This window comes from Kitasatospora sp. NPDC024654, assembly GCF_055559155.1.
The window spans coordinates 116,791-133,483 of sequence record NZ_JBVHLF010000001.1 but is presented as its reverse complement, the minus strand read 5'-3'; the positions used below and the strand labels follow the sequence as shown (position 1 = coordinate 133,483).

The 16,693-nt window shown below is 70.3% G+C and carries 10 protein-coding genes; 5 read left to right on the top strand and 5 right to left on the bottom strand.

Going from position 1 to position 16,693, the window contains the following annotated elements:
* Positions 1–216 precede the first annotated feature (216 nt).
* A complete protein-coding gene (locus ACZ38L_RS00560; RefSeq protein WP_465687792.1) occupies positions 217–1,539 on the top strand; it encodes an MFS transporter in 1,323 nt (440 codons plus the stop codon).
* A gap of 6 nt (positions 1,540–1,545) precedes the next feature.
* Here ACZ38L_RS00560 and ACZ38L_RS00555 read toward each other — a convergent pair whose 3' ends face one another.
* The 4 genes from ACZ38L_RS00555 to ACZ38L_RS00540 form a co-directional block, all read right to left on the bottom strand.
* Positions 1,546–2,205, bottom strand: coding sequence for a Uma2 family endonuclease (locus ACZ38L_RS00555; RefSeq protein WP_465687790.1), 660 nt, complete (start codon positions 2,203–2,205; stop codon positions 1,546–1,548).
* 182 nt (positions 2,206–2,387) lie between these two features.
* Positions 2,388–3,047: a Uma2 family endonuclease gene (locus tag ACZ38L_RS00550; protein WP_465687788.1), complete on the bottom strand. Its 660-nt coding sequence runs from the start codon at positions 3,045–3,047 to the stop codon at positions 2,388–2,390.
* Positions 3,048–3,187: 140 nt separating this feature from the next.
* Complete coding sequence (locus ACZ38L_RS00545; RefSeq protein WP_465687786.1) at positions 3,188–3,484, bottom strand: hypothetical protein; 297 nt, start codon at positions 3,482–3,484, stop codon at positions 3,188–3,190.
* Positions 3,481–3,933, bottom strand: coding sequence for an ATP-binding protein (locus tag ACZ38L_RS00540; RefSeq protein ID WP_465687784.1), 453 nt, complete (start codon positions 3,931–3,933; stop codon positions 3,481–3,483). The genes ACZ38L_RS00545 and ACZ38L_RS00540 overlap by 4 nt, the downstream gene beginning before the upstream one ends.
* Positions 3,934–4,127: 194 nt before the next feature.
* Between ACZ38L_RS00540 and ACZ38L_RS00535 the strand changes: the two genes are divergently transcribed.
* Together ACZ38L_RS00535 and ACZ38L_RS00530 are read left to right on the top strand one after the other, a co-directional pair.
* Entirely contained in the window at positions 4,128–4,988 is an 861-nt protein-coding gene (locus ACZ38L_RS00535; RefSeq protein ID WP_465687782.1) for a helix-turn-helix domain-containing protein, read from the top strand.
* A 3-nt stretch (positions 4,989–4,991) separates the two neighbouring features.
* Positions 4,992–5,219 (top strand): DUF397 domain-containing protein, encoded by a 228-nt coding sequence (locus ACZ38L_RS00530; RefSeq protein WP_465687780.1) that lies wholly within the window; start codon positions 4,992–4,994, stop codon positions 5,217–5,219.
* A gap of 210 nt (positions 5,220–5,429) precedes the next feature.
* Here ACZ38L_RS00530 and ACZ38L_RS00525 read toward each other — a convergent pair whose 3' ends face one another.
* Positions 5,430–5,975: a hypothetical protein gene (locus ACZ38L_RS00525; RefSeq protein WP_465687778.1), complete on the bottom strand. Its 546-nt coding sequence runs from the start codon at positions 5,973–5,975 to the stop codon at positions 5,430–5,432.
* A 358-nt stretch (positions 5,976–6,333) separates the two neighbouring features.
* Here ACZ38L_RS00525 and ACZ38L_RS00520 point away from each other — a divergent pair, with 358 nt between their 5' ends.
* Complete coding sequence (locus ACZ38L_RS00520; protein WP_465687776.1) at positions 6,334–16,104, top strand: LamG-like jellyroll fold domain-containing protein; 9,771 nt, start codon at positions 6,334–6,336, stop codon at positions 16,102–16,104.
* Positions 16,105–16,113: 9 nt separating this feature from the next.
* On the top strand, positions 16,114–16,467 hold the full coding sequence (locus ACZ38L_RS00515) for a hypothetical protein (protein ID WP_465687774.1): 354 nt from the start codon (positions 16,114–16,116) through the stop codon (positions 16,465–16,467).
* The last annotated feature ends 226 nt before the right edge of the window (positions 16,468–16,693 follow it).

The window sequence follows — 16,693 nt, the reverse complement described above, 5'->3', positions numbered from 1 at the left end:
CCCTGGCACGCCCTTTGCACACCACCCCTTATCCTTCCCTCTGACCTCGTGCACACCCCGCGCGTGGTCAACCCCGGGCAACGATGTCCGGCTCACCTCGCACACCTGCCCCACCACGGAAATCCCCGCACCCCGGCCACCCCACGGCAGACCCGGGCGGGTGGCTCGGCCGATCCCGCCGACCGAGGTGGTGCCCAGCCACAGGAGACCCCTGCCATGGCGGACCTCTCCCCCGCCGGCTCCGGCCTGCCCACCGCGCAGCTGCCCGGTAGCCGACTCTCGGAGGCCCTGCACACCCTGGAGCTCGCTCCGCGGACCCAGCTCCAGCTCGCCGCCGTCAGCCGTTGGAACGCGCTGCGCGGCATACGCGTCGGTCTCTGTGCCGCCGCACTGCTCCTGCTCCTGATCGGGGCCAACCTCGCCACCCCGGTCTACGCCCTGCTCCAGCAGCGGCTCGGGCTGACCGCCTTCGACACCACGCTGCTCTTCACGGTCTACGTCTTCGCGCTGGTCCCGGTGCTGGCCGCGGTCGGGCACTGGTCGGACCTGGTCGGCCGGCGGGCGCTGATCCTGCCCGCGGTCTGCCTCGCGGCCGGCGGGGACGCGCTCTTCGCCACCGCCAACAGCTTCGGCCAGCTCGCCGCCGGACGGGCCGTCCAGGGCGTCGCGGTCGCCCTGGCCACCGGCGCGGCCGGCGCCGCCCTGGGCGACCTGCTGCCGGACCGGCCCACCCTGGCCGCCAAGCTCACCCTGGCCTGCTCGGCCGGCGGGGTCGCGCTCGGCCCGGTGGTCGGCGCCTCGCTGGCCGGCGGCAGCCACCCGCTGCTCACCCCGTTCCTGGTGCACGCGGTGGCCCTGCTGGTGCTCTGCGTCCCGCTCGCCCTGGTGCACCCGCGGATGCCCGGCGCCACCCGCCCGGCCAGCGCGGCGCCGCGCGTCACCAGCCCGACCCACCTGCGGCCGCGCCGGCTGGCGCTGCCGGTCCAGGGCCGGCGCACCTTCCTGCTCGCCGCCGGGGCCGGTTTCGTCTCGTACGCGGTCTTCGGCGTCTACCTGAGCCTCGCCCCGGCCTTCTCGGCCGGCCTGCTGCACACCCACTCCCGGATGGTCGGCGCGGTGGTCGCCGCCCTGCTGCTGGGCTCCTCGGCCACCGCGCAGCTGCTGATCCCGCCCACCACCAACCGCCGGGTGATCGCCCTCGGCATGACCGGCCTGGCCCTCGGCCTGGCCCTGGTGGTCACCTCGGAGTACGCCCACCAGCCGGCGCTGCTCTTCATCGGCAGCGTCCTCGGCGGCGCCTGCCAGGGCGTGGCCTTCCGGTCCCTCTTCACCACCGCCACCACCGCGATGGACCCGTCCCGCCGGGCCAGCGAGATGTCCACCCTGTGGATCATCGTCTACCTCGGCAGCTCGCTCCCGATCGTCGCCGTCGGCGCCCTCTCCCAGCACTACGGCCTGCTCACCGCCGTCAGTGGCTTCGCGGTGATCGCCGCGGCGGCCTGCCTGGGGCTGGCGGGCGCGGTGCTGCGGAAGGACTAGCCGGGCCTAGTCGGACCAGGGGCGCCAGAGCTCGGTGGGGATCTCCACCCCGAAGGGCTCCGGCAGCCGGACGACGTCGCCGAACTTCCAGGTCGTGGCCGTCCGGTAGGTGCTGGAGCTGCGGTCGGGCTCACCGAACAGGGTGACGCCCGGCCGCTGCGGGTCCCGGTCGACCAGCAGGTAGTACGGGACCCCTTCGCGGGCGTAACCGCTCCACTTGGTCGCCCTCATCCGCAGCCCGAGGACCGGCTCCCGGTCGTCCTGGGCGTTGGAGTGCGACGTGACCTCCACCGCCAGCCCGAGCTGTTCGGGGGCCAAGTGCAACACCTCGGCCGCCCGGCTCTTGACGTCGGTGTCCGCATCCACGACGACGAGATCGGGGATGTAGCCGTCACCCACTCCGAGCAGGTCGAGATTGACGCCCTGCGCGGCCCGCCACGGGAAGGCGGGATCCGCGAAGCGGGCATAGCCGACGGCATTCTGGATGTCGGTGAGGATCCCGGCATGCGGATACACCGGCGCAGGCGACACTACGATCTCTCCCCCGACGACCTCGACCCGCGTGCCGTCCTTCGGCAGGTGCAGGAAGTCGAACAACTCGTCCCGGACCCACATCTCGTACGGCGTGTCCGGCAACATCAGGTGCGCGATCGCAGCGACGGACATCTCGGCACTCCCTCCACGGTCGCGGGCCCAGCATCGCCCAGCGTAGGCAGACACCGCGCCGCCGCAGGAGACATTCCCTCGAAGGAGTGTTCCACGCGGCGGTGAACTGACAGCCCCGGACATTCGAGTCCGGCGTCCGCAGCGGCGCGCCCGGGGCTGGCCGGGACGGTGCCGCACCGGGATCAGTCGGACCAGGGCCGCCAGCGCTCGGTGGAGAACTCGAAGCCCAGCGGCTCGGGCAGCTTCACCGGGGCGCCGAACAACCAGCTGCTGTGCTCGCGGTAGCGGCCGGTCCCCTGGTCGGGATCCGCGTACAGGGTGACGCCCGGGTTGCGCGGATCCCGGTCGACGAGGAGGTAGAACGGCACGCCGGACCGGGCGTAGCCGCTCCACTTGGTCTCACGGCGCCCGCGCCCGAACGCCGGCTCGCGGTCCCCGGCGGCGTTCGACGGCGACGTAACCTCGACCACGAGCATGAGCTGGTGCGGATAGAGATGCTGGGCCCGGGCCGCACCCGCCCTCGCCAGGACCTCGTGGTTCAGCACCATCAGGTCGGGGATGTAGCCGTCGCTCACCTCGACGAGGTCGAGCTCCGTCGTCTGGACGGCCCGGAGGGGAAATTCGTCGTCGCGCAGTTCGGCCGCGACGACACCCCTGTTGATGTCGGACACGATGATGTTGTGGTCCACCGCAGGCGCAGGCGACACAACGAATTCCCCTCCGACCACCTCGACCCGGGTGCCGTCCTCCGGAATCCGCAGGAACTCGGCGAGTTCGCCACGGACCCACAGGGCGTACGGCGAGTCGGGCATGGTCCACTGACCGAACGCGACGACGGACATCTCGGCACTCCCTCCAGAGCCGTGGACCCAGCTTCGCCCAGCGTAGGCAGGTACAGCACCGCCGCATGGAACATTCCCTCGAAGGAGTGTTCCACGCGGCGGTGACGTGACGGTCCCCGCCGGACCTCACGGGCGTCGCGTCACACCAGCCCCTCGCACCCGGCGGACCGCATCATCATCACGTGCGAGCGGTCCGCGAGCGTGAACGGCAGCTCCAGGCTCCGGCCGCTCCGCAGCGTCTCCTCCGTGCGGGGCACCGCGTCCTCCCCCACCAGCATCTCCCGGAACCAGTTGAGCTGAAGGCTGCCGAGCGGCAGGACGCGCACCGACTCCCAGAGTGCCGCCAGCGCGTCCGGCACCCGCGCGAACGTCGCGGGGTGGGTGATCCCGGTCAGCTCCACCGTCACCGGGCCGACCACCGTGTCCTCACCGCTCACCGTTCGCCGTTCCGCTCGCTCCGGCGGCCCGGTGGGACCACCGACCACACCACCTTGCCGATGCCCTGGTCGCCACGTGAACGCCAACCCCAGCTATGGGAAAGCGAGTTGACCAGCAGCAAACCGCGCCCGGTCTCCTCGTCCGCGCGCACCTCGCGCATCTCGGGGAGAGCGCTGCCGGCGTCGTGCACCTCGATCCGCAACCGGTCCGGGTCCACGGCCAGGCGCACCCGGATCAGGTACCCCCGCGGACTGCCGTGCGTGACCGCGTTGGCGGTCAGTTCCGAGAGGACGATCAGCCCGGCGTCCGCGAACCGCTCGCCGCCCTTGACCCGCGCCAGCAGGTTCGTCAGCAACTGCCGTGCGAGCGTAGGGGATCTGACGCTACGCGGCAACCAGCACTCGTCCTTGGCCGCCAACTCCGGCGGTCGGTTCAGCATTTCGGGCATGACAAGGCCACCTTCCGGACGTGGCGGGAGATGCATCCAGGGCGCTGCCGACTGCGCGACAGCGACGGAGGCGGGCAAAGGAATGCCCGGCAGTCGACAGCCGACATGATCACGCACCGTCGAGAACCGCTAAAGATTGTTGGCGTCGCCCGAGGGAGGCAGACTTACGAGCCACAGCAGAGGGGAGGTCCGACGTGCCCGTGAACAGGAACCCGACCGTCCGTCAGCGGCGGCTCGCCCGAACGCTCAAGGAGCTGCGGACGGCCAAGCGGCTGACTCTTGCCCAGGCGGCACATCAACTGGCGTGCGCGGAGAGCAAGATCAGTCGGATCGAGGCGGCTCAGTCGGGCGTCCGGCTGGTTGATCTCCGATTGCTGCTCGACCTGTATGAGGTCCGCGATCCCGCCGTGAGAGCCGACCTGGAGGGGCTCTCACGTGAAGGCCGACTCCGTGGCTGGTGGGACCGCTACTCGGACACGCTGACGCCGCTCTACGCCGACTACATCGCACTGGAAGCCGATGCGTCGGACATGTACAGCATCCAAACCCTTCTGGTACCTGGTCTCTTGCAGACAGAGGACTACACCCGGGCGGTGGTCCGGGCACAGATAGAGGATGCGACCCCGGAACAAGTCGAGACGCTCACGAAGGTCCGCCAGGAGCGCCGGTCGGTACTCGCGCGAGACATTCCGCTGCGCATGTGGGTCGTGCTGTCGGAGTCCGTTCTCAAGCACGAGATCGGCGGCAGGGCGGTCATGCGCGAGCAGCTCGACTTCCTCGTCACGGTAGCCGGGAATCCGAACATCAACATCCAGGTTCTTCCGGAGAGTTCGGACGTCCATGCCGCGCTGTTCGGCCCGGTGGCCATTCTCAGCTTCCCGGAGACAACCGAAACCGACGTGGCATACGTGGACAGCCTGCTCAGCACGCTCTACATCGAGGAGCCGGCCGAGGTGTTCAAGTACGCCCACCTGTTCCGCCGAGCTCTGGCGGAATCGCTGCCCCGCACGGAATCCATCGCGCTGATCGAGCGCATCGCGAAGGGAATGATCTAGATCATGGCGAGCACCTCACTGCCGTCCGCCTCCAGTGCCCGGCTCACCTGGCGCAAGTCCTCGTTCTCGGGTGCCCAGAGCGACTGCATCGAGGTCGCCGATGGCATCCCCGGCGTCATCCCCGTCCGCGACTCGAAGGACCCGGACGGCCCGACCCTGGTCTTCCCCGCCGCCTCCTGGCAGGCGTTCGTGGCCGGCGTTCGCGCCGGGGAGTTCCGCGCCGAGAACTGACAGCCTCCGACACGCCACACGCCCCGCCTCACGGCTCGGGGACACACTGACGGCAGTGGCCACCGCACCCTCCCGGAGTTCCGATCCAACTCCGAGAGTCTTGCGGTGGCCACCGACATGTCCGGCGAACCGCCCCATGCCAGGCCGCACGGCCCCGACAGCGAAAGGCGAAGCCGGGGCCCGATCAGGCAGGCGCCGCGCCCCGATCCGTCAGCCCGCGGCGCTCTGTGCCACCGCCTGCCGCACCCGGTCCGCGAGCCCGTCGCCCGCCGCCACCATCCGCACGTTCGCCCCCGCGCCCGCGGCGCCTTCCGCCCCCACCAGCAGGAAGCGCTGCTCGGGGTGCGCCTGCGCGAAGCCGGCCACCACCGAGTCGAACTGATCGCCCGCCGACTGGTCCCCCGCTGCGACGACCAGCGTGCAGCGCTTGAGCAGCAGGCCACCCAGCGTGCCGGGCAGGCTCGCCGGCGCCGCGGTGACGTAGCTCGCCCGGGCGTGCATCGGCCCGGCCGCCGCCTGGGTGCCGGACCAGGCCTGGGCGCCGACCGCGTCCGGCGCGAGGCCGGCCGGGCCGGTGACCAGGCAGGCATTGAAGGCGACGAAGGGCTGGGTGGGCGCCGGCGTCGGCGCCGGGGCGGCACGGTGCGTCGTACAGCCGCCGAGCAGCCCGGCGGCGACGGCAGCACCGAGCAGTGCGCCCCCGGTCCGGACCGTCCTTCGCACCATGACCGCCGCCACCGAAACCGTTGATGACACCGCTGCCGCTCCCTCGCACTCGCTCTGGCTGCCCACGGTCACGTCCCCGTGGGCCAAGCAGAGCCTAGAGCACGAGGAACTCCACAACTCCTCCCCGAAATCCACACCAACTCAACTTATCTCAAAATCCTCTGAGAAAAACATCTTCTGACTTCCAGTCATATTTAAGAAACCCCACAGCCCTGGCGCCGCAGGTGCGGTTCGTATCCGCTCACACAGTGGACCGGCCAACAGGCGCGCTGGTAGAACTCTCCGGCTCTTATCTGATCTTTACTCAGCAGGAGGGATAGTGCGCCCACCTTTCGGGACGCCCCCAGTCGCCCGCAGGCGACGACAACTACTGCGCTGGACAGCGTCATTGACCACGCTCACGGTCGGCTTCACGCTGGCGGCCGGCGCCGCCGAGGCGATACCGCAGCCGACCGCCAAGGCTGTGGCGGCGGGCAAGCGGGTGGACACCACGAAGGTGTCCACGCCCCAGCAGCAGTCCGGCTCGGCGGCCGGCAAGTCGCACCTGGTCTCCGCCGACACCACCCGCGGCACCGGCACCGGTCCGTTGCCGGGTCACGGCCCGGGCACCGCTCCCGGCCAGCTCGCGCCGTTCACGCCGAAGGACCGGGTCGCCGACCCGTTCCTGGTGGACCGCTCGGGCAACGTGCGGACCGCGCCCGGCAGTGAGCCCGGCAAGTCCGGGCTCACCGGCTTCGACGCCGGCAAGAGCGTCGAGGACACCGGCAAGCGCGACGACCACGAGAAGGTCTTCAACAACCCGGACGGCACCCAGACCGTGCGGACCTACGCCGGCCGGGTCTCGTACCCCAACCCGGACGGCACCTGGTCGGACATCGACCCGACGCTGGTCCCGTCCACCAAGCCGGTCGCCACCCCCACCCCGCGCCCCACCCAGGCCGCCGCACCACACGCGTTCGCCCTGGCCGCGCGCCCGGCCAGCGACGTGAGCCCCGCTCCCGGCGACCGCACCGGCAGCCCCAAGCTGACCAAGAAGGCCGACTCCCAGGACGTCGAGCTCGCCACCACCGCGAACGACCCACAGCTGATGTCGATCAGCGGCGACGGCACCGACCGCGTCTCCTTCGGCCTGGACGACGCCACCGCGGCCACCGGCCAGGTAGCCGGCAACGAGGTCGTCTTCCCCGGCGCCCGCCCGGGCGCGGACCTGGACCTGAAGACCGTGGACGAGGGCTTCAAGGAGACCATCGTCCTGCACGGCACGGACGCGCCCACGGTCTGGACCTTCCCGATCACCGCTCCCGGCCTGACCCCGAAGATCGCCGCCAACGGCGACGCGGTCTTCGTGGACGCCTCCGGCGCCGTCAAGGTGACCGTCCCCGCCGGCACCATGACGGACGCGAACATCGACCCGCGTTCGGGCGAGGGCGCGTTCTCGGACGGCGTGCACTACGCGATCGTCGACGACCACGGCGGCAAGGCGCTCCAGGTCAGCGTCGACTCGGCCTGGCTGCACGACCCGGCCCGGGTGTTCCCGGTCAAGGTCGACCCGTCCTCGGCGAACACCACGGCCGACACCACCGCGTTCTTCGAGAAGAACCTGGTCAACGGCCAGACCAACATCGCGAGCAGCTCCAGCAACTCGGACCTCAAGGTCGGCGACTACGACGGCTCGCACGCCTCGGCCTCCTTCGTCCGCTTCCCGGTGCAGACCTCGATCGCGAACGCCTCGGTGATCGGCGGCGGGGTCAACCTGTACACCACCTGGTCCGGCTACTGCGCCACGGCCGCCGAGGTGGACGTCAAGGCCATCACCAGCGGCTGGAACCTGGGCACCTCGCAGAACTGGCCCGGTGTCGGCTACCCGGCCGCCCAGTCCGGCTCGGCGTCGTTCACCGGCGGCACCGGTACCGGCTGCGGCGGTTCGCAGTGGGAGCGCATCCCGCTGAACTCCACCGGCCTCGGCCAGGTGACGTCCTGGACCCACGGCGGCGCCAACAACGGCTTCCTGCTGTACGGTTCGGCGAACGACGTCTACCACTGGAAGCGCTTCAACTCGACCGCCTCCGGCTCGAACCCCCCGTTCCTGGACGTCACGTACGCCCCGGACGACGCGAGCTTCAACTTCGCGTCCAGCTGGGACTTCGCGCCCTCGCACATCCAGCAGGGCCAGATCGCCGTCACGGTCACCAACACCTCGTCCAACACCTGGGCGTCCGGCACCGGCAACGGCTCCTACGCGCTCGGCTCGCGCACCTACCGCGCCGACGGCTCGCTGGTCGGCTGGGGTTCGAGCGTCTCGTTGCCGAACACCGTCGGCCCGAACCAGTCGGTGAAGCTGGAGGCGATCAGCCCCGCGCTGCCGCCCGGCACCTACACGCTCTGCTGGGAGATGGAGAAGCGCGGCTTCTACGCGTTCAGCGACGTCGGCGGGCACAACGCCTGCTGGTCGTACACCATCAACAACATCCCGCCGCAGGTCGACACCTCGTACCCGCCGAACAACGCGACCGAGCCCACGCTGACCCCGACGCTGTTCGCCACCGGCCACGACCCGGACAACTGGCCGGGCACCGGGCTGACCTACAAGTTCGGCGTCTGCGGCGGCACCCAGGCCGCGCCGGTGAACTGCTTCGACTCCGGCGGCTTCACCAGCGCCACCAACTGGCAGGTCCCGACCGGCAAACTCGCCTGGGGCCAGAGCTACTTCTGGCAGGTCTGGATATCCGACGGCAACGCCACCGCGGGCCCGTTCGTGCAGGGCTTCTTCACCACCCAGGTCGGCCAGCCACCGATCACCTCGCACCTGACCGAGAACCCGGCCGGGCGCGGATTCGACCCGCAGAGCGGCAACTTCACCACCGAGGCCGCCGACTCCACCGTGGCCACCGCGGGCCCGGCGCTGGACGTGCACCGCACGTACAACAGCCTCGACCCGCGCGGCAACGGCATGTTCGGTGCCGGCTGGATCTCCCCGCTGGACATGCGGGCGGTGATCGACGACGATGGCTCGAGCAACGTCGTGATCACCGACGTGGACGGCCGGCAGATCCGGTTCGGCTGCAACCCGAGCACCACGCCGAGCACCGGTCCGCCGTGTGCCTCCTACGCGCCGCCACTGGGCACCTACGCCACGCTGACCGCGCAGACCGGCGCTAACAACGCGGTCACCGCGTTCACGCTGACCGAGAAGGGCGGCACCGCCTACACCTTCACGGTCACGGCCGCGAACCCCGCCGCCTTCCAACTCGGCCAGGTCAAGGACTCCGACGGCCGGGCCAACACCTTCTCCTACGACGGCAACGGCCTGCTCAGCAGCGTCACCAGCGCGACCAGCGGCCGCGCGCTGCACTTCAACTGGTCCACGCCGGCCGGCGCGAGCTTCCCGCACGTCTCGCGGGTCTTCACCGACCCGGTGTCCGGCACCGACCAGAACACCGACCTGACCTACCTGTACACCTACACCGGTGACCAGCTGACCTCGGTCTGCCCGCCGACCTCCGGCACGGCCTGCACCACGTACGCCTACACCAGCGGCTCGCACTACAGGACCGCGGTGCTGGACGCCGGACCGCAGTCCTACTGGCGGCTCAACGAGGCCGCCGGCACCACCGCCGCGAGCAGCGTCACGCTCAACGAGGGCAACGACAACGCCACGTACGGCAACGTGACGCTCGGCCAGGGCGGCCCGATCGCCGGCTCGCCGGCCACCGCGGCCTCCTTCAACGGCACCAACTCCTCGGTCCGGCTGCCGGACAACCTGCTGTCGTCCAGCTCGAACCTGGCCGTCGAGCTCTGGTTCAGGACGACCACCGCGGGCGGCCCGCTGCTCTCCTACCAGAACACCACGCTCGGCACCCCCGCGACCAGCTGGACCCCGGCCCTGTACCTGGGCACGGACGGCAAGCTGCGCGGTGAGTTCTGGCAGGGTGCGGCCACGCCGATCACCTCGGCGAACCCGGTCAACGACGGCAACTGGCACCACGTGCTGCTCTCCGGCGCCGGCAACACGCAGACGCTGTACCTGGACGGCGGTCAGGTCGGCACGTTGGCCGGCACCATCGCCAACTCCGCCCAGCCGATCACCTACGTCGGCGCCGGCTTCTCCAGCGCCGACTGGCTCGGCGCGGGTCAGGGCTCCGGCGACCGGTACTTCAACGGTCAGATCTCCGACGTCGCGTTCTACAACCACCCGGTGGGCGGGGCGACCGCGGCCGCGCACAACCAGACCGGCCGCACCGCCGCGAACGCGCTGCTGACCAAGGTCACCGAGCCGTCCGGCGCGGTGCACGCCCAGATCTCGTACGACACCGCGGCGGACCGGGTCACCCAGACCACGGACGCCAACGGCGGGACCTGGAAGCTCAACACGCCGACGGTGACCGGCTCCTCCGGTGTCTACCGGTCGGCCGTGATGGGCTCGGCGCCGCAGGGCTACTGGCGGCTGGCCGACTCCGCGGGAGCGGACGCGGCCAACCAGCTGGGCACCGCGTACGGCAACTACAACAAGGTGACGCTGGGCACCCCGGGCCCGTACGCGGCGAGCGACATCACCGCCGCCTCGTTCGACGGCGCGTCCTCGTGGACGGCGCTGCCGAGCGGCCTGGTGCCGAACAGCGGCCCGTCCGCGCTGGAGCTGTGGTTCAACACCACGACCCCCGGCGGTGTGCTCTTCTCCTACCAGGCACAGCTGGTCACCGACCCGAACGGTCCGCAGTACTCCTACACCCCCGCGCTCTACGTGGGCGGTGACGGCAAGCTGCAGGGCGAGTTCTGGGACGGCAGCGGCAACGCGATGAGCTCCCCGAGCTCGGTGGCGGACGGCAGGTGGCACCACGTCGTGCTCTCCACCGACGCGACCGGCGCCGGCCAGGCGCTCTACCTGGACGGCACCCAGGTCGGCTCGAAGACCGGCACGGTCAGCCAGACCGGATGGGGGATGACCAACGTCTACCTCGGCGCCGGCCTGATCGCCGGCGGCTGGCCCGACCAGCCGAGCGACCACGCCGGTCACTTCAAGGGCGCGATCAGCGAGTTCGCCTTCTACAACCACCAGTTGACCGCCACCGACGTGGCCAACCACTTCCAGGCGTACGCCTCGGGCAAGCTGGCGCCGCTGACCACCGCGACCGTGACCGACCCGAGCGGGAAGACCGTCTCCTCGGCCTACGACCCGAACAACGGCGGGCGGATGATCTCGTCCACCGACGCGCTGGGGGCGACCACGACCTACGGGTACGACACCGGCGGCTTCCAGGCCACCGTCACCGACCCGAACGGCAACACCAGGATCGAGGGGCACGACGCCCGCGGCAACGTGGTCAGCGAGACCACCTGCCAGGACCGCGCGCACCAGATCTGCTCGACCAGCTACCACAGTTACTACCTGAACACCGCGAACCCGGTCGATCCCCGCAACGACGCGGTGACCGACACCCGGGACGGCCGGTCCGCCTCGGCGAGCGACAACACCTACTGGACGCACAACGACCTGGACGCCGCGGGGCGGGTGATCGCCACGACCACGCCGCCGTACACCAACGGCACCGGTCGGGTGGCCACCACCACCTACACCACGGGCACCGAGGCGGCCGTCGACTCCGGCACCGTCCCGCCCGGCCTGCTCGCGAGCAAGACCACCGCGGGCGGTGCGAAGGCGACCTACGGCTACTTCCACAACGGCGACCTCGCGCAGGTCACCGACCCGGCCGGCCTGGTCACCAAGTACAGCTACGACCAGCTGGGCCGGATGACCAGCCACACCGTCTACGACGCGGTCAGCGCCCCGAACGGCCTGACCACCTCGGTGACCTACGACGGTGACGGCAAGTTCCTCACCGAGACCGAGCCGGCCACCACCGACCGGGTCACCGGCGTGGTGCACACCGAGCAGACCGCGTACACCTACGACCCGGACGAGAACCTGCTCACCGAGGTCAAGTCCGACCTGACCGGCAAGGACCCCTCCCGGACCGAGACGTACGCGTACAACGCGCTCGGCCAGCTGGCCACCGAGACCGACGCGGACGGGCACAGCGAGTCCTACGGCTACGACGCCTACGGCAACCGGTCCTCCAAGACCGACGCCAACGGCACCACCATCGCCTACGCCTACTCCCCCCGCGGCGAGCTGCTGACCAGCACGCTCAAGGGCTGGACCGGCGATCCGACCGCGCCCTCCCCGGCCGTCGACCTGGTGCTGGACTCCAAGGCGTACGACCCGGCGGGGCGCCTCGCCTCGGACACCGACGCGATGGGCCGAACCAACTCCTACACCTACTACGACGACAACGCGACCAAGACCGAGCAGCGCACCGACGGCACCCACACCCTCCAGCTGCACGCCTTCACCTACGACGGCGCCGACGACCGGGTCAGCGACCTCACCGACGGCGAGACGCTCACCAACTACACGGTCGACGCCGCCCACCGGGTCACCAACGAGGCGACCAAAGTCGGCCTGGACACCAACAACCAGCCGATCTGGCGCACGACGGCGACCAGCTACGACGCGGACGACCACGAGACCTCCGTGGTGCGGACCGACTCGACCGGCGCGCTCACCGCCCAGACCGACTACACCTACGACCCGATGGGCCGCGAGCTCACCGAGACCGTGCACAACGGCGCGAACAACCTGGTCACCACCTGGACCCGCGACCAGCGCGGCCTCACCACCGCGGAGAAGGACCCCGCCGGGAACGAGACCGACTACCAGTACGACAGCGCCGGCCGCCAGGCCTACGTCACCGAGCCGTCCCGTCCGGTCGAGGCGGTGGGCGGCACCGCCGTCACGGCCACGCCGTTCGAGACCTTCGGTTACGACACCTTCGGCGACCAGACCTCGCACTCCGACGAGAACGGCAACACCACCTACGCCAGCTACGACGCGGTGGGCAAGGTGACCGGCACGATCGAGCCGAACTACACGGCGCCGGGCAGCACCACCCCGATCACCGCCACGACCAGCGACAGCTACGACAAACTCGACCAACTGATATCCCACACCGACCAGTTGGGCAACACCACCAGCTCGGTCTACGACCAGCTCGGCCGCGACGTCACCAAGACCGACCCGGCCGTGGGCGGCGCGACCACCGGCGGCGTGTGGCACTACGGCTACGACGCCGTGGGCGAGCAGCTCTCGCAGACCGACCCGACCGGCGCGGTCCAGCAGGCCACCTACGACTTCCTCGGTCGCAAGGTGACGGAGACCCAGCTGGAGCGCTCCCCGGTGGCCGCCGCGTACACCACCGCGCTGGCGTACAACGCGACCGACGACCTGGTCTCGGAGACCTCCCCGACCGGGGTGGTCACCGGCTACGGCTACGACCTCGACCACGAGAAGACCAGCCAGACCGACGCCTACGGCAACACCACCGGCTTCGCCTACGACGCCCTCGGGCGCGACGTGAAGACCACCGACCCGTCCGGCACCGGTCAGAGCACCGTCTACGACCCGGCCGGCCGGATCACCGCGGTCAACGACCTGGACAACACCGGCAAGGTCCTGCGCACCCACAGCCTGGCCTACGACCCGGCGGGCAACGTCACGTCGGCGACCTCGGCCCTGGGTGCCACCACCACCTACACCTACGACTCCGACCACCACCCGCTGACCGAGACCGAGACCACCGCGCCCGGCTCGACCATCACCACCTCCTTCGGCTACGACGCGGTCGGCAACCGCACCCGTTACACCGACGGCCGCGGCAACAACTTCCTTACCACCTACAACAGTTGGAACCTGCCCGAGTCCCAGGTCGAACCGGCCACCACGGCCTACCCGAACGCGGCCGACCGCACCTACACCACGAGCTACGACGCGGCCGGACAGGCCGTCAGCCTCGCGGAGCCCGGCGGCGTCACCCGCACCCGCACCTACGACCAGCTCGGACGCCTCACCAAGGAGACCGGCTACGGCGCTGAGGCGGCAACCCGCGACCACGCCTTCGGCTACGACCTGATGGGTCGGATCACCTCCACCGGCGCGGTCACCACGGACGACCAGTTCACCTACAACGACCGCGGTCAGCTGCTGTCGGCGAGCGGCCCCTCGGGCAACTCCTCCTTCGCCTACGACGGCGACGGGCGGATGACCACCCGCACCGACGCCTCCGGCACCTCCGCCTACACCTACGACCAGGCCGGACGCCTGGCCACCATGGCCGACGCCGCCGCGGGGGCGACCACCGCGGTCGGTTACGACAAGGACGCCCAGGTCGTCAGCATCGGTTACGGGACCGGCAACGACACCCGGACCTTCGGCTACGACCCGCTGCACCGGCTCACCACCGACAGCGTCACCACCGCGTCCGGGGCCACGGTCGCCTCGATCGCCTACGGCTACAACCTCGACGACCAACTGACCAGCAAGACCACCACCGGATTCGCCGGAGCCGCCACCAACACCTACACCTACGACCAGGCCGGGCGCCTCACCTCGTGGAACAACGGGAGCACCACCGTCCCGTACGCCTACGACGCCTCCGGCAACCGCACGCAGATCGGCGCCCAGACGCTGACCTACGACGCCCGCAACCGCCTCCTCTCGGACGGCAAGGCCGCGTACACCTACACCGCGCGCGGCACCATGTCGGGCAAGACGCCGAACGGGTCGACGACCACCGAGGCGATGCAGTTCGACGCCTTCGACCGGATGCGCGCCGACGGCAACCAGAACTACGACTACGACTCCCTGGACCGTCTGCTCACCACCGGTACGACCGGCGGCCCCACCACCACGCTGGCCTACTCCGGCACCGGCGACGAGGTCGCGTCCGACGGCACCGTCAGCTACTCCCGGGACCCCAACGGCGTGATCACCGGGATCACCGGGGGCGGCGTCAACGCCGTCGCCCTCACCGACCAACACGACGATCTGGTCGGTGACTTCGCCGCCGGCGCCGGCACGCTGACCGACTCCGCGGCGTACGACCCGATCGGCAACACCATCGCCACCTCGGGCACCCGGCACTCGCTCGGTTTCCAGTCGGACTTCACGGATCCGACCACCGGCAAGGTCGACATGCTGTCCCGCTGGTACGACCCGTCGACCAGCAACTTCGTCTCCCGGGACAGCTACAGCCCCGACCACGCCGTCTCGGACCTGCCGGACCGCTACGCGGTCGAGGGCATGGACCCGTGGTGGTCGGACCCCAACCCGAGCATCGCGCAGGACCGCTACGCCTACGGCGACGGCGACCCGCTGGCCTTCACCGACCCGGACGGCCACTGGGGCATCCCGGGCTGGGCGAAGAAGGCCGGACGCTTCGTCGAGCACACCGCGTCGAGCGTCGTCCACAACCCGGTGGGCGCGCTGAAGACCGGGGCGAACTTCGTCTACCAGGTCTCCGGCGCCGCCGACGTCGTCAACTGCGCCACCCACCCGGGCTGGGGCAGCTGCGCACAGGCGGCACTCGCGGTCGCCTCGTACATCCCGGCAGTCGGCGAGGGCGCGATCGCCCTGCGGGCCGCCTCGGTGGCCTCCAAGGGCGCCCGGGTGGCCGGAGCGATCGGCCGCGGCGCCCGCGCGATCAACACCGGCATCTACGCCTACCGCACGGGCAACGAGCTCTACCACGGCCACTACAAGCAGGCGTTCAAGGACGTCGCCACCGCCTACGTGCTCGGCAAGGTGGCCAAGCACGTACCGGGAGCCGCCCGAAGGCTGGGCAGCCGGCTGAGGTCGGCCAGCACCCGGGCACGGACAGCGGCCACCGGCCGGGTCGGCGCGCTCATGAAGGGAGCCACCCGCAACGGCCGCCGGAGCACGCCGGCCGAGCCGCACCATCCACTCGGCCCGTACCGGGATAACGGCAAGAGCGGCATCGACCTGCGGCGTTCGGCCGCCACGCCGGACGGTGAACGGTGGAACTTCAACACCGGTCACGGCTTCTACCGGGCACACAAGCCGAAAACTCCGCAGGAGAATTTCCTGCAACGCGACACGAACCTGACCCCCGACGAGATCGAGCAGGCCATCGTGAACCACGTCCACGCCTTCCGGGGCAAGGGTGGGGTGCTTCCGGCTCTGGACCGCGGCGAGAAGGAACTCACGCACGAGGTGGAGGTCCGGGGCTACAAGGTGGGATACCGCGTCGGCTACACGGCACGCGACGGTGAGGTCCGCGTGGGAACCTACTGGCACAACAAGTAAGGATGAACCATGTCTACATCTATCGTTCTGGCCAGAGAGATGATCGAGGCGATCTCCGCCGGTGACCAGGAGGCCATCAGGCTCGCCGAGCGGTACTTCATCGAACACGTCACGTTCGCGGACGCCGACGAGCTCTTGGCGATGCTGCACACGGTGATAGCCGATGACTGGATGGCGCTGCCCCCGTGGGCTCGCAACCTGTGCTATCGGCTGGCCTGCCTGCAGCGTCCCGACGACCCGGCGCTGCTGCGGGAGGCGGGCGTCGACCTCTACAACTTCGGCCCCGACTGGGACGAGTTCGCCGAAGCCCTCGAAGCGCGGGCCACGGAGCTGGAGGGCGAGGACCGACCCGCCGACCAGTAATGCGCAGCTGACCAGCTGATCCACCCTGAGGGTGCCTGCCCGGACGAAGTTCCCCGGACAGGCACCCTCCTCGTCTCCTCCCCGAGCCGATCGGTTACCAGACCTTCAACGAGGGCAGCGAGCGCAAGCTCCGCGTCTACCACGGCCATTACAAGCGGGCGTTCATGGACGTAGCAACTGGATACGTACTGAACAAGATCGCCAAGCATGGCGGCGCGCTGGGCCG

Bases quoted from the DNA above. Each gene is read 5' to 3' on its own strand.
- ACZ38L_RS00560 (WP_465687792.1), top strand. From the start codon at position 217: ATGGCGGACCTCTCCCCCGCCGGCTCCGGCCTGCCCACCGCGCAGCTG.
- ACZ38L_RS00555 (WP_465687790.1), bottom strand. From the start codon at position 2,205: ATGTCCGTCGCTGCGATCGCGCACCTGATGTTGCCGGACACGCCGTAC.
- ACZ38L_RS00550 (WP_465687788.1), bottom strand. From the start codon at position 3,047: ATGTCCGTCGTCGCGTTCGGTCAGTGGACCATGCCCGACTCGCCGTAC.
- ACZ38L_RS00540 (WP_465687784.1), bottom strand. From the start codon at position 3,933: ATGCCCGAAATGCTGAACCGACCGCCGGAGTTGGCGGCCAAGGACGAG.
- ACZ38L_RS00530 (WP_465687780.1), top strand. From the start codon at position 4,992: ATGGCGAGCACCTCACTGCCGTCCGCCTCCAGTGCCCGGCTCACCTGG.
- ACZ38L_RS00515 (WP_465687774.1), top strand. From the start codon at position 16,114: ATGTCTACATCTATCGTTCTGGCCAGAGAGATGATCGAGGCGATCTCC.